Below are 13,880 nucleotides of genomic sequence, written 5' to 3'. Positions count from 1 at the left end.
AGCGCCGTGCCGCGCCGCGTCGCGTACCGCCGACTGATGCGACGACGCAGCGCGGGTCGGGTGCCTCGGGCCCCCGTGACCCCGGTATGCGCGACCCCGGTGTCGGGCCGGCACCGCTGAACGGGCCGGTCGGTGCTCGTCCCCCGCTGTCGGGGCGAGCAGCTCCCCGTGTGATCCCTCCGGCACGCCCGGACGCCCCACGTTCGACGACTCGCGATCCGCGCCCGTCCCGTGATCTGCCTCCTCATCGCGACGGCCAGCACGAACGCCCCCGCACCGACCGTGCTCAGCAGCCGCCGAGTGCACGGCGGCCACCGACTGATCAACCACCGACTGACCAACCACCGCGTGGTAACCAACCTCGACGCGGCGCCCAACCCCCGCGTGCCGCCCAGCCCCCGCGTGCCGCCCAGCCTCCCCGCGCGGGACGTCCGCTGCGCGAGACCCGACCTTCGGCGAGCGCGCGCCGACCCGAACCGTCGAAGTCACAGCCGTCGAACGCCCAGGGCCGGCCCGCGCCGACTCCCGCAGCACGGGCCGCTGCGCCGGCGTCCACCGCGACCCAGGCGCGCGAGGCCGATACTTCGAAACCCAACACCCCAGACGCCGACACCCCAGACACCGACGACTCGTCGTCGACCGGTCTCGCGCGCGACTCCGACGCGAGCATCGTCAAGACGTCCGGGTCGATCGCGCTCGCCACGCTGACCAGCCGCATCACCGGGTTCATCCGAACCGTGCTGGTGCTTGCGATGCTCGGTCCCGCGATCGCGTCCGCGTTCCAGGCGGCGTACGTGCTGCCGAACATGATCGCCGAGGTCGTCCTCGGTGCCGTGCTGACCGCGATCGTGATCCCGACGCTCGTCCGCGCAGAAGCCGAGGACCCCGACGGTGGTCGAGGCTTCATCAACCGCATCTTCACCCTTGCGCTGTGCATGCTCGGCGCTGCGACGGTGATCGCTCTCGTCGCTGCTCCCCTGCTCACCTACCTCAACGTCGGCGACGGCGACGTCAACAGGCCGCTGACCACAGCGCTCGCCTATCTGCTGCTGCCGGAGATCCTGTTCTACGGGCTGTCGGCGCTGTTCATCGCCATCCTGAACATGAAGGGCCTGTTCAAACCGGGTGCGTGGGCTCCGGTGCTGAACAACGTCGTCCAGATCGCGACGCTCGTCCTGTACGCACTGATGCCCGGCGAGATCACACTCAATCCGGTCAAGATGTCCGAGCCCAAGCTGCTGGTCCTGGGTATCGGCACCACGCTCGGCGTCGTTCTGCAGGCGTGCATTCTGATCCCGTGGCTGCGTCGCGCGGGGGTGCAGCTGAAGCTGCAGTGGGGCATCGACGCGCGGTTGCGCGCCTTCGGGCGCCAGGCGGTTGCGATCGTCGGCTACGTCGCGATCCTCCAGGTCGGACTCGTCATCACCTACCGCATCGCCTCGCACGCCGACTCGTCGGGCATCTCGGTGTACGCGACGCACTGGCAGCTTCTGCAGCTCCCGTACGGCGTGCTCGGCGTGACGATCCTGACCGCGATCATGCCGCGCCTGTCGCGCAACGCTGCCGCCGACAACCGTGACGCCGTCGTCGACGATCTGTCCCTCGCCTCCCGCCTGACGATGGTCGCTCTGGTTCCGACGGTCGCGTTCATGACGTTCTTCGGTCCGGCAATCGGTATCGCGATCTTCAACTTCGGCAAGTTCGACGCCTCGATCTCCTCGCAGCTCGGCTCCGTCCTCGCCTGGGGCGCATTCACGCTCATCCCCTACGCCATCACGCTCGTCCAGCTCCGCGTGTTCTACGCCGCGCAGGATGCGTGGACTCCGACCTGGATCGCGCTCGGCATCACCGTCGTCAAGATCGCGTCGTCGTATCTGGGTCCGGTGCTCTTCTCCGATCCGCACATGGTGATCCGTTGGCTGTCGCTGTCGAATGGTCTCGGCTATCTCGCGGGCGCGATCGTCGGACACTTCCTCCTCCGTAAGCGGCTCGCCTACCGACGCCTCGAGGGGGTTGCGCGCACGACGATCGTGACGCTGATCGTGTCGCTCGGCGTCGCCGCGATCGTCTGGGTCGTCGCCGAGTTGTCGGGTCTCCACTACTTGGGCACGGCAGAGGGCAAGCTCGGTTCGCTGGCATATCTGCTGATCACCGCAGTCGTGGTGCTCGGTGTGACCTACGCGGGGCTGTCGGCGGCAGGACTGCCCGACGTCGTGGCGATCGGTAATTCGGTGCGCCGCTTGCTCGGTCGGTTCATCCCCGCTCTCGCGCCGCCCGCCGGTCAGGTCACGGAATCGTCGCCGACCATCACGGTTCAGTTTCCGCGGGTCACTGCCGATGAATCGCTCCCGTACTCTGGTCAGGTACAAGTGGTCCGGCGATTCGACCGTGGTACCGCGACCTGGCAGTCGTATGCGGTGCTCAGCGGTGGTGCCGCCGGTGGTCGGGGTCTCGAAGTCGGCTCGCCAACGCGTGAACCACGAGATATTCGGTATCGCAGGAAAGGAGTCCGACGCGTGACTGACAGCGGCTTGACTGACAGCGGCTTGAGTGGCAGCGAGGTCGAGACCACCCCCCAGTCCGAGACGTCCTCCGATACGACGAGTGAGCAGGCCAAGACCAATGAGCCGCGCTCATCCTCAAAGACCGGCGGACCCACCCCCGATCCCGACCGTCCCGAGGCCATCGGCACGCCCGTGCGCCGCGGACCGCGTCTCATCCCCGGCGCGGCTGTCGCCGGCGGTCGTTACCGCCTCCTCGACACCCACGGCGGCACCCGTGGCCTCCAGTTCTGGCGCGCACAGGACATCAACCTCGACCGCGAGGTCGGCCTGACCTTCGTCGACGCCGAGCAGCTCGCACCACCGCCCGAGCGCGGAGATCAGCCGAGCGCAAGCGATTCCGGCCCCCAGGGCGTTCTCACCCGCACCCTGCGACTCGGCCAGATCAGCTCCGCGGGTGTCGCACGTGTTCTCGACGTCGTGCGTGGATCGTCGGGTGGCATCGTCGTCACCGAATGGGTCCCCGGATCGTCGCTGGCCGACGTCGCACGCTCCGGTCCCTCCCCCATCGGCGCCGCCCGTGCCGTCCGCGCGCTTGCGGCCGCCGCCGAAGCCGCACACCGTTCCGGCGGCGCGCTCTCCATCGACCATCCCGACCGTATTCGGATCAGCACCGACGGCAATGCCGTGCTCGCCTTCCCGGGAACCCTTGCGGGCGACGACAAGTCGTCTGATGTCCGCGGACTCGGCGCCGTGCTGTACGCGCTGCTGCTCGCACGGTGGCCTCTCGACGGCGAGACCGGACACCACCTCGTCACCACAGCCGACACGACGACGCCCGTCGGCGGCCTGCCCATCGCCTCCCCCGGACCCGATGGTGAACCGATCGATCCGCGAGAGGTCAAGTCCGACATACCTTTCGAGATCTCGGCGGTCGCCTCGCGCGCACTCGACGGCGCACGCGGTATCCGCACTGCGGGCACCGTCCAGCACGTCCTCGACCAGGCAACCGTCCTCGACCTACCGACCGACATGCTGCCCGCCATCAACGACGACGAGGCGCCGGTGCGGATCGGCACCCACGAACCGTCAGCGGCTGCGGCCGCTCGTAAGCGCAACGTCGGGTTGCTCGCGGGCGCGGCGCTCCTCGCGCTGTTTGTTGTCATCGCGCTGATCGTTTGGGCCACAGGCATTTTCGGCGGCGACGAGGGCGACACCAACATCAACTCGATCCTCCCGACGACCTCGGCACCTGCCACACCCGGCAACCCGGCGCCCCCGCCCGCTGCAGGCACGGCGATCCCGCTCAATGCCGTCTCGATCGTCGACTTCTCCGCTCAGCCGCCGGACAATTCCGTCAATCTGCAGAACGTGATCAGCGGTGCCGCTCCGCCGTGGCGCAGCGACAGTTACCGCGGCTCAGCGACTTTCGGTGGACTCAAGAACGGCATGGGCCTCATGTTCGACCTCGGCAGTGAGCAGAACGTCAAGGCCGTGACCATCAAGACGCCGACGCCCGGCTTCAACGTCGAGATCCGCGCCGCACCGTCGGCAACACCGACCGCGGCGCAGACCTCGACGGTCGCAACCGGCACGGTCGATCAGCCGAGCACGACGCTGACGGTCGAGAATCCGCAGGGCAGTCGCTACGTGATGGTCTGGCTCACCTCGCTGCCGAGCACAGGCAACGGCAGCTACCAGGTACAGATCGGCCAGGTCACGATGGCGCGCTGACGCGCCCGTCACCGCTTTCGACTGCTTCGGTCCCAGTGGCGCCGGCTCCGGCGACGCTTGCGGGCGCCCATCCGGGTGGACCGAACACGTAACCCAGGCGGGCACGCCAGCTTGCCGCTCCGCGGACGTCGCGCGCGATGCTCGCGTACTCGTGTGTTTGAAGCTTCACGATGTTGTACGTGCCGACCGGCTTGGTGAGTCCGTATGTGGGACGGTGTGTTTCAGGCGCGAATGAACCAAACAGCCTGTCCCAGATGATCAGCGTGCCGGCGTAGTTGCGGTCGAGATACTCCGGATCACTCCCGTGATGCACCCGGTGATGCGACGGCGTGTTGAAGACGAATTCGAAAGGGCGCCACATCTTGTCGATGCGCTCGGTGTGAATCCAGAACTGGTACACCAGGTTCAGCGAGTACGCCGCGAACACCAACGCGGGCGGCACACCGAGAAGGGGGAGTGGCAGCCACATCACAAGCGCCGCACTGATATTCCACTTCTGCCGCAGCGCCGTCGCGAAGTTGAAGTACTCGCTCGAATGGTGCGCTTGGTGCGTCGCCCACACGAGTCGCACCCGATGCGACACCCGGTGCGACCAGTAGAACAAGAAGTCGACGCCGAGGAACGCGATAACCCACGTGTACCAGGCGGTGACGGGAAGATGCCACGGCGCGAGGTAGGCGAAGATCGCCGTGTACACGAGCAGCCCAAGCAGTTTCCACGCTGCGCTCGTGGCAATCGACACCACACCCATCGACAGACTCGCACGGGCATCGCGCTTCTCGTAGGCACCCTTCGGCGCGCGACCATCGTCGTCGGATTCCTCGAGCTTGTAGGCCGCGAACCACTCGATGGCCAGCATCGTCACGAAGAACGGGATCGCGAGGACCGTCGGCTCCCGCATGGGGTCGGGGAGTAGGTCGAGCATCGTGAGTGTCACCTCCGGGCCGCTATCTGACACGGCTGTGTGTCAGATTTATGTTGACACAGTATCGTCTCAGATGGGGCGTGTCCATGCCGCCCGGCCAACGAGACAGACAGGTCGACCAGACAGGAAAGGATTCCGTGACACTCGAGACCTCCCAGCCCGGACCTTCGGGGCGGTTGTACGCCGGAACGGGGCCCGAGCAACGTCAGGCGCGGCGTCGAGCAGCTTTTGTCGACGCCGGACTGAACCTGTTCGGCCGCGAAGGCTTTCGTCACGTGTCGGTCAAGCGGCTCTGCGACGAGGCGGGCCTGACCCAGCGCTATTTCTACGAGTCCTTCGCCGACAGAAGCGCGTTGCTGGCAGCTGTGTACGAGCACTGCGTCGACATCTGTCGCGCGGCCGTGGGGGAGAGCCTCCTGCAAGTCCCCGACGCCCCCAGCGGCCCCGCGACCAGCGACGACGCACCGGATGAGCAGCGCCTCGCACAACTCACCCGCGTCGCCCTCGACGCCCTACTCGAACGCCTCACCGGCGACCGACGGATGGCGCGTGTGATCCTCGTCGAGGTGGTCGGAGTCGACGCCTCGCTCGAGCGACTGCGGATGGACGCGATTCACGGGTGGGCCGAACTGGCCATGCACATCGCATTCGACGACGAGCAGCCGCCGGAGCGGTTCCGGCTCGCCGCGGTCGGGTTGATCGGTGCTCTCACGCAGCTCCTCGTCGACTGGTACATCGCGACCGAGGCCGGAACACCTGCCGCCGACGTCTCCGACATCCGGGACGTCTGTGTCGAGATGTTCATCGCGACGTATCAGCGCCTGGCCTGACACACGACCTACCCTGGAAATCGGTCTACCGCCGCACAACCGACATCACCGGACGAAAGGTACCCGAACCATGTCCACAGCCGAGCTGACCGACCAGGTCGTCGAATTCCTCTCCACCGGAACACGAACCGGCAAGATCGCCTGGGTGTCGAAGGACGGTCGAGCGTTGGTCACACCGATCTGGTTCATCGTCGAAGATGGCGCGCTGGTGTTCAACACCGGTCTGGATACGTCGAAAGGTCGCGCGCTGCAACGTGATTCGAGGGCAACGATCGTCGTCGACGACGAGAAGCCGCCGTTCTCGTTCGTGCAGGTCCAGGGCACCGTCGCCTTCGACGACGACCCCGCCGACCTACTGCGCACAGCCTCAGCAATCGCCGAGCGGTACATGGGTCCCGACCTTGCCGAGCAGTACGGCAAACGCAATGCCGTACCCGGCGAAGCGCTCGTGCGACTGACGCCGACGAAGGTCATCGCCGCCTTCGACATCGCCGACTGAACTGCCTGACCAAGTACCCCGGCGACCGGCCGCGGCACCCACGCACTACCCGTCGCGGTGCAGTCGCGGCTCGAGTTGCTGTGTCTTCTCGTCTGTCCAGCCGGGCGGCTGCAGGATGCGTGCCCAGGCGTAGGGGATGGCCGACTGATAGTTGTGGCCGTGGCCGTCGGGAACGTTGACAGACACCGCCATGTCGGCCGACACCTGGAGGAAGGTGACGAACGGAATCCAGTGGGTCGCGCTGATGACGTCCCTGCCGCGCTGTTCCTTGAGCCAATCCGGTTCGCGCAGAATGAGTTGCGGCGACCACCACGCGATCGGGTCGGACGCGTGCTGCAGGTAGACCATGCGCGAGTAGTCCCACGGTGCGTCGGGCCGGTCGAGATCTTTCTCGTCGGCGATAAAGCGCACCTGCCTACCGTTGTTGTAGATCGGCAGCCACTGCGGTGATCCCTTGTCGCGACCCGCGGTGGCATCGTTCCAGAGCGTGTTGCTGAACGTCGGACCGGAGAGCAGCGCGCCGTCGGTACGCGCGGTGACGGTCGGGACCGTACCGAAAGCCGCTTCGGCGCCGAAGGATCCGAGACTTTCGCCGAAGACGACGAGCTTCGGACGCTCCGCTTCGGGAAGCTCGCGCACCTTGGCGTCGACCGCCTCGAACAGTGACGCACCCGCCTGGCGTGCACGCTCCTTGTCGACGATGAATGAAATCCAGCTCGGCAGATACGAATACTGCATCGCCACCGTGGCGACGTCGCCGTTGTACATGTACTCGAGCGAGTCGATGGTCGCCTTGTTGAGCCAACCGGATCCGGTCGTCGACCCGATCGCGATCACCTTGCGCTTCAAGCCACCCGCGCGCACGAGCTCGTCGGCAGCCAACTGCGCGTTGGCGCGCAGATTGTCGCCGGAACCCAGTCCGACGAACGCTCGGATCGGCTCCATCGCCGGTTGCTGGTTGAACTCCGACAGCTTCGCGATATCCGGTCCGTTGGAGACGATCACACGACCCTCACGCCCGAGCGACTCCCACGTCACCAGCGACCCGGGGCCGCCCGATCGGAGCCCGGACGTCGGGGGAGCGGTGTTCGGCCGGACCTCGTCGTTGGCAGAGGCGAATGTGCTGTTGAGCGCCTTCATCGAGTACTTCGCGACAACACCGTTGAGGATGAATACGGTCACCAGCGCGACCACAAGGAGTCCCGCGACCGCGGCAACGCGTGGCGGAGCGATCTTTCTGAGCTGTCGCACAAGCCATGTCACGAGACTTGCCCATGCTTGCCCGATCACCATCAGCAGCACGAAGACGAGCACGGCGAAGATCGCGATGATCGGATACGCCGTCCAGGTGAGGTTTTCGACACCCATCAGATTGCGAATCTCGGTCTGCCACCGCGAATACCAGTACAGCATCACGACCGTGCCGATGATCGCGATCAAACCCAACGCAATCCAATAGTTTCGCTTCGGCGACGGCCAGCGCTCCGAGCGAGACAGCATGTACCGCACCAGCCAGGCGATGAACACACCGACGCAGTAGCCGACTGCCGCAGCGCCACCCGACACGACGCCCTGGAACAACGGGCCGCGCGGCAGCAACGAGGGCGTCGTCGACAACCATAGGAAGACCGTCCCGAACATGAGCCCGGCGAAACTGATGCGATGCGCGTAGGCCAGCGCCGCGTGCCGCAGCTTCGACGACCAGCTCGACGACGACTTGCCGTGCTCGTCTTCGGCGTCGGGCTTGCTGTCTTGGTCCGCCTTGTTCTCGACGGCGGGCTTGGCGTCGGCTGCCGCTTTGCTGTCGACAGTGCTGGGCTCGGCGAGTTGGCCGTCACCGTCGGGTGCGGGACCCGAGGTGCTGGTCTTCGACGACGCGTCGTGCTCGGAGCCGGTCGCTGGCTTGTCTGGCACCTGGGCACCCTTCGTGGTCATCGGACATCGATGTGACTCGTGAATCCTAAACCTGTGCGACGCTACCGTGGTGAGCCGCAACGACAATGTGTCATCCGCGAGTTCACGCTTGCCCGATTCTCGAAGGCGTCGTCGACTGTGGTTGGTGCCAATTGTTGGTGCCGCGTTAATGCTGACCGCACAGATGTGCGCTCATTTCCTGCACTTTCCGGGCGTCGAATGGTTGGTGACCGTCGCCGCGGTGGTTGCCGTGTCCATCGCGCTCGCCGCGGGGCTCACACACGAGGACCTGGGCCTCGGCCGTGCGGGCCTGCGCAGCGGCGGACGGTACGCGTTGGTCATCGTCCTTGCGGTCGTTGTTGTGGTCGTTGTCGGCGTCGCCATTCCGCCGACACGCGAGCTGTTTCAGAACGACGCCTATCGCGACCTCGGACACGCGCTACTGGCTGCGTTCGTCGTGATTCCCTTCCAGACGGTGCTGCCCGAGGAGTTGTTCTTCCGTGGTGTCCTGTTCGGCTCGCTACGTCGACTCACAACGCCCACCCGCGCCCTGCTGATCCAAGCCGTGCTCTTCGGCTGTTGGCATGTGGTCACGTCACTCGGACTCACCGCGGGCAACGCGGGCCTGTCAGACCTCTTCGGACAGACCGTGTTCGCACAGGTCATCGGTGTCGTGGTGGCTGTCGCCGTCACGGCAGCGGCGGGTGTGCTTCTCGGATGGCTCCGCGTGCGCAGCGACAGTCTGCTCGCTCCTATCGCCTTGCACTGGGCCGCCAATGGCATCGGTGCCGTCGGTGCCGCGCTGGCTTGGCGGTTCGGGGGATAGGCGGTCCGAATAGGCGCTCGAACCGGACAGTACCCGCGACGATCCGACAACCCCGGTTCGCGCGGCACAGACGAGGTCCGGCCGAATTCGGCGCGATGGCTGGGGCCCGTGTCCGCCGGTGCGGAAAGCAGGGGAAGGGTCCGCGCGGCATCCAGCCGTGCAGAAACTAGGGGAAGTATTCTTTTCCCGGCTTGTGTACGTTTCCGTGAGTTGTTTCTTGGGGAACGGTCAGGGACTCGAGGAAGAGTTCGACAAGGCACCTTAGAGCCGCGTCGCTAAGCCGGGAAAGCAGTAATGAAAGCCACGATTGCGATCCCGATCTTCGATATCTAGGCCGACGCCGGAACTCCCAAGCGGTATAGAGCACATGCCGCCCGCACTCTCCCTTTAGGCGACCTGTCGGTGAAACGAGGGTCAATCACGGTGCGCCAATTTCCACGACTTCGCCCATAGCTCGAGTGGCCCCAGGCTGACCAGAAGCGCTGCGCCGTGCGTCGTCAACCGGTAGCCCGAGCGTCCTTTGGTGACGATCTTCGCGTCGACCAGCTCGTCGAGCCGCTGAGACATCGTCGTCGGAGACGCCTCGGGAATTCGGCGACGAAGGTCGGAGAATCGCACCGCTCCGAAGCGGAGTTCCCAGAGTATCCGCAACATCCATCGACGGCCCAAGAGGTCGAATGCGGCCATGATCGGCCGACCAGTCTCCGAGCCGCGGACAGCGTTCCCAGGGATGGGAGCTGACTCGTCGTCGGACATGGTTTCGAGAATACCGGGCGACTTCAGCCCCTGAACGCGTGCCACACCCTTGCATCTTTGGTCCAATTAGTGGACTATCGATCGGTATGTCAGTCGGCATAGTTTCATGGCTAGCCCGCGGGGATTTGCTCCAGTACTCGCCTGGAACGGCACGAATGTCGCTGGGAGCAGTCGCGCAAGGGAGCGACAGCTAGGTGATCGATACATCCGACCAACCCGAAGTGGTTCATAGATTGGATTACACCGTGTATCAACAGAGACTTCGCGGACCAGATCGTCGGCCAGGGCGGCCCACATGAACGACCGCATATCGACCGCCGCGGCTGCAGCCATAGTGCAGGTCGCAATCCCATTGGCCGACCGGCGAATTGACGCATCACAGAAGCCCTATGCGGGCAGCCCGGCATTGATCCCTCACGAGGCATCGCGGCGGTGGGGCTTCACGCATTTCGGAGTCTTCGTGCCACGGTTGCCGGACCCGCATCGATACCTGAATACGATGACCCTGATCGGTGCGACCGGAACCGAGTTGTTCGACAATGACGGGTTCGTCGTCGAGCCCGATGCCCGACGCACGACGACGGTCCTGTCGTCGACAGCACACGGAGACCAGTACCACTACCAGCGCTACGACGCGCGCCGCGATTGTGACTTGGCCGCAGACGGCTCGAGGCTGACGTGGGGTCAGGACCTCGAGATCGAGGTCGCACTGCCGAAAGTGGCGGTGCGAGGGCGGTATTCGACGTTTTCTGTCGATCTGCACCTGGAGGTCACCGACAACGTCGCCTACTTCACCAAGTCTCCGGTGTATGACCACCTGAGTTTGCTGGCACCGTACACGGGCACGATCACCGACGATGCCGGCGCGACCTCGGTGGAGGGGCTGGGGACCTTTGAATACTGCCGGGCGATGACGCCGCAGAACCTCTCCGCGTCCCCGTTGCCACCACGACTCAAACTGCCGTCGGACTATTTCACCTACCAGATTCTCCAACTCGATGACGTCACCCAGGTGCTTCTCACTGAGGTGCAGGCACGCGGCCAATCGGCGTGCCTGATGGCGCATCTACGGACCGCCGACGGTGATCGACAGGTCTTCGACGACGTCGAATTCGAGGTGATCGAGTGGGGTCGCGACCAGGTCGATCCGTGGGGACGCGGTATGCCTGTGCCGCAAAGACTTCGGTGGCTGGTTCGCGACAGCCAAGGTCACGAGGTCCTCGTAATCGACGGCGAGGTCGATGCGCCGTGGCGGTTCGGCCACGGCCGTGGCTACGTCGGCGCTTATCACTACACGGGCACCTTTCGCGCAGCGTCCGTCGCCGACACCGGATACATCGAGTGGATTGATCTGCGCCGCAGGCAGAGTCGGTCGTAAGCAGACCGACGGACTGCACTCAGCACAGACGACACCCAGCACTGATCGACTATCAACCAAAGGAGCGCCCATGGCCATCTGGACCACCCTTGACCCCGTCGACCTCAGCTACTTCGACACCGCACAGCACAGCTTCAGCTACGACATCGACATTCCGGGCGCTGATCCCGACACCGTTTGGGCAGATATCGTTGCGCCGCAACCGTTACCGTGGGTGCGCGCGCTGCGCGGGCACTACCTGAGTCCCGAGCCCCTCGGCGTCGGCAGCCGCCGCGAAGTAGCCGTGCTTCGGGGCGTGATGACCTTGCGTGAGCATTTCTTTCTGTGGGACAACACCATTCACCGGCACAGTTTCTATGCCACCGAGGCGAGCGTTCCGCTGTTCCGATCCTTCGCGGAGGACTACCAGGTCACAGCGTTGGGATCGGGGAGCAGGTTCACGTGGCGTTTCGCGTTCGACGCGCGCCGCGGCTTCGGCCCGATCGTCGCCGCAGGTGTCCCTCTCAATCGACGGCTCTTCGCATCGATCATCGGGGATACCCAGCGCCACTTCGACACCCAGTACCCCGCGCAAGGAGTAATACAGTGAGTTCCGCACAGGCAGCAAGGACCTCCGCACGTCCGGTTCACTACACCAGCACAGATCGGTCCGGCGGCCTCAAGCGTCTCGGGATCTCAGCGGTCGCTCGAGTCAAGCGTACCTCGAACCACAACTCTGCCGTCCGTGACGACCTCCCCAAAGATCTGACGTTCCCACCGAGTTCGACGCGCGTGCTAACCAAAGGTGCCGCGCACTACGGCATCATGATCCCCGACCTACCGGAGCCGCATCGATTCCTTGCCCACATGACCGTGATCGGCGGCACCGGATTCCGCGTCTGGGACGACAACGGCGCCATCCCGGGTCGGCCGCGCGGGATCACGCAACTGTGCTGGGGCACAGCGCAATCCGATCCGACACGCTCCTTCCACGTCTTCGGCGTCGACGAAACGGAACTGGCCGACGACGGGAGCGTTCTCCGCTTCGGACCGGACCACACCCTCACCGTCGACTACCCCTCGGTGCACCTACGCAGCACCCTCGACGACCTGAATGTCGCACTCGATCTGCACTGCACGGACGACATCAGCTGGGTCGCCGACAGCGAGATCTACCGCCACTACAGTCTCCTATGCCAGTACGAGGGCACGATCGCATCCAAAGACTCTGCCGCGCAACAGGTCAGCGGCACCTGCACATTCGAGTACGGCATCGGCTACGCGCCGTTCATGGACCTGCCGCGGATGCTTCCCACGCCGCTGAAGATCCCCGCCGATTTCTTCACCTACCACGTCCTCGATCTCGGGCCCGGAGAGCAGATCGTTGCCTGCGCGCTTGGCGCCTTCGGCCGCCATACCGCCCTCATGGGCGCAGATATCAGGCAGGTAGGCACGGGCGTACGACGGATCGGAGTCGAGGCAGAGTTCACCGTGACCGAGTTCGCCTCCGTACCAACCAGTTACGACGGCCGCGCCGAGATGGTACTGCCGACCGCGTTCACCTGGCGTTTCACCCATGACGACGGCACCACCTCCTACATCGACGGAACTGTCGATACTCATTGGCTCTACGCGGGCATGGGCTACATCGCCGGATACCACTGGCATGGCGAGATCCAAGGACGCACGCGTACCGGACAGGCATACCTCGAATACTCGGACCGACGGGCAGGAGCGCGGCGATGACACCGACGAGAACACTGACGGCTACGAGCCTGCTCCAGCGGATGGGCACCAACAAGGCTGTGTCGCAGGTCATGCGGCGCTCGGTGCCGCTGGACCGTTCGATCGCCCGACTCACCGGCGGACGGCTCCACCTCGTACCCCGCGCACTTCTGCCCCAGCTGATCCTCACCACGACGGGACGTCGAAGCAGCCAGCCACGAACGACGCCTCTCATCTACATAGAGGACGGCAACGACTACGTCGTCGTCGCATCAAATTTCGGCCAAAACCGCCGGCCCGCATGGTCATACAACCTCGAAGCAACACCAAGCGCCACCATCACCATCGGTCGCCAGACACAGTCGGTACGCGCCCAGCGCCTGACGGAGTCGGAGCGAACCGCTATCTGGCCCAAGGCAATTGCGGTGTGGCCCGCCTACCGAGACTACGAACGGTGGGCCGACGACCGCACGATCGACCTCTACCGGCTCGAGCCGACGTGACCCGCCCACCGATCATCGATGTCGAGAGCCAGGCAGTGATCGTCACCTGCGCGGACGATACTTGTGCGTGTCTTCGAAGACCACTTCGAAGGTTCCCGCCTCCGCGGACTCGATGAAGTCGTCGATGCTATCGGCCTGAACGATGGTGTCCTCCCAATCACGATGGCCCGGGAACATCATGACGACAGGGCTTGCGTCGCCGACACGAGTGTCCAACTGCAGTCGGCTCGATTCTCTACCGATGAGGCCAGCGGTGCGGTCGAGACGGTTGAACGTAGCGATCACCGCGATGATGAGCATCGTCGATTGC

At 65.1% G+C, this 13,880-nt stretch carries 12 protein-coding genes; 8 read left to right on the top strand and 4 right to left on the bottom strand.

What is annotated here, in order from left to right:
• The first annotated feature begins 86 nt into the window (after positions 1 to 86).
• Positions 87 to 4,235, top strand: coding sequence for a murein biosynthesis integral membrane protein MurJ (locus tag ACRVY7_RS18020; protein ID WP_431818065.1), 4,149 nt, complete (start codon positions 87 to 89; stop codon positions 4,233 to 4,235).
• Here the strand turns inward: ACRVY7_RS18020 and ACRVY7_RS18015 are convergent.
• Positions 4,219 to 5,160 carry a sterol desaturase family protein gene (locus ACRVY7_RS18015; protein ID WP_431818247.1) on the bottom strand — a complete coding sequence of 314 codons (942 nt, stop codon included), beginning with the start codon at positions 5,158 to 5,160 and terminating at the stop codon, positions 4,219 to 4,221. The two genes, ACRVY7_RS18020 and ACRVY7_RS18015, sit on opposite strands and share 17 nt — an antisense overlap.
• A gap of 137 nt (positions 5,161 to 5,297) precedes the next feature.
• On the opposite strand from ACRVY7_RS18015, the gene ACRVY7_RS18010 reads away from it, so the two are divergent.
• Positions 5,298 to 5,990 (top strand): TetR/AcrR family transcriptional regulator, encoded by a 693-nt coding sequence (locus ACRVY7_RS18010; RefSeq protein ID WP_431818064.1) that lies wholly within the window; start codon positions 5,298 to 5,300, stop codon positions 5,988 to 5,990.
• 70 nt (positions 5,991 to 6,060) lie between these two features.
• Positions 6,061 to 6,489, top strand: coding sequence for a PPOX class F420-dependent oxidoreductase (locus tag ACRVY7_RS18005; RefSeq protein WP_431818063.1), 429 nt, complete (start codon positions 6,061 to 6,063; stop codon positions 6,487 to 6,489).
• Between the two features lie 45 nt (positions 6,490 to 6,534).
• Here ACRVY7_RS18005 and ACRVY7_RS18000 read toward each other — a convergent pair whose 3' ends face one another.
• Positions 6,535 to 8,403 (bottom strand): alpha/beta hydrolase, encoded by a 1,869-nt coding sequence (locus ACRVY7_RS18000; RefSeq protein WP_431818062.1) that lies wholly within the window; start codon positions 8,401 to 8,403, stop codon positions 6,535 to 6,537.
• 169 nt (positions 8,404 to 8,572) lie between these two features.
• Between ACRVY7_RS18000 and ACRVY7_RS17995 the strand changes: the two genes are divergently transcribed.
• Positions 8,573 to 9,229 carry a CPBP family intramembrane glutamic endopeptidase gene (locus tag ACRVY7_RS17995; RefSeq protein WP_431818061.1) on the top strand — a complete coding sequence of 219 codons (657 nt, stop codon included), beginning with the start codon at positions 8,573 to 8,575 and terminating at the stop codon, positions 9,227 to 9,229.
• Positions 9,230 to 9,643: 414 nt separating this feature from the next.
• Here the strand turns inward: ACRVY7_RS17995 and ACRVY7_RS17990 are convergent, their stop codons facing one another.
• Entirely contained in the window at positions 9,644 to 9,985 is a 342-nt protein-coding gene (locus ACRVY7_RS17990) for a winged helix-turn-helix transcriptional regulator (RefSeq protein WP_049699454.1), read from the bottom strand.
• 295 nt (positions 9,986 to 10,280) lie between these two features.
• On the opposite strand from ACRVY7_RS17990, the gene ACRVY7_RS17985 reads away from it, so the two are divergent.
• The 4 genes from ACRVY7_RS17985 (at position 10,281) to ACRVY7_RS17970 (ending at position 13,570) form a co-directional block, all read left to right on the top strand.
• A complete protein-coding gene (locus tag ACRVY7_RS17985; RefSeq protein ID WP_431818060.1) occupies positions 10,281 to 11,363 on the top strand; it encodes a DUF6670 family protein in 1,083 nt (360 codons plus the stop codon).
• A 70-nt stretch (positions 11,364 to 11,433) separates the two neighbouring features.
• Entirely contained in the window at positions 11,434 to 11,952 is a 519-nt protein-coding gene (locus tag ACRVY7_RS17980; protein WP_431818059.1) for an SRPBCC family protein, read from the top strand.
• Positions 11,949 to 13,088 carry a DUF6670 family protein gene (locus ACRVY7_RS17975; protein WP_431818058.1) on the top strand — a complete coding sequence of 380 codons (1,140 nt, stop codon included), beginning with the start codon at positions 11,949 to 11,951 and terminating at the stop codon, positions 13,086 to 13,088. The genes ACRVY7_RS17980 and ACRVY7_RS17975 overlap by 4 nt, the downstream gene beginning before the upstream one ends.
• The gene (locus ACRVY7_RS17970) at positions 13,085 to 13,570 is read left to right on the top strand and encodes a nitroreductase family deazaflavin-dependent oxidoreductase (RefSeq protein ID WP_431818057.1); all 486 of its coding nucleotides are present in this window, start codon (positions 13,085 to 13,087) and stop codon (positions 13,568 to 13,570) included. Before ACRVY7_RS17975 ends, ACRVY7_RS17970 begins: the two co-directional genes overlap by 4 nt.
• Before the next feature lie 42 nt (positions 13,571 to 13,612).
• Here ACRVY7_RS17970 and ACRVY7_RS17965 read toward each other — a convergent pair whose 3' ends face one another.
• The gene (locus ACRVY7_RS17965; protein WP_431818056.1) at positions 13,613 to 13,870 is read right to left on the bottom strand and encodes a hypothetical protein; all 258 of its coding nucleotides are present in this window, start codon (positions 13,868 to 13,870) and stop codon (positions 13,613 to 13,615) included.
• Positions 13,871 to 13,880: the final 10 nt, after the last annotated feature.

Origin of the sequence: Gordonia jacobaea, from assembly GCF_965344965.1 — a bacterium.
GTDB lineage: Bacteria > Actinomycetota > Actinomycetes > Mycobacteriales > Mycobacteriaceae > Gordonia > Gordonia jacobaea.
The sequence above is the reverse complement of the archived record's forward strand: the minus strand, read 5'-3'. Positions and strand labels throughout refer to the sequence as shown.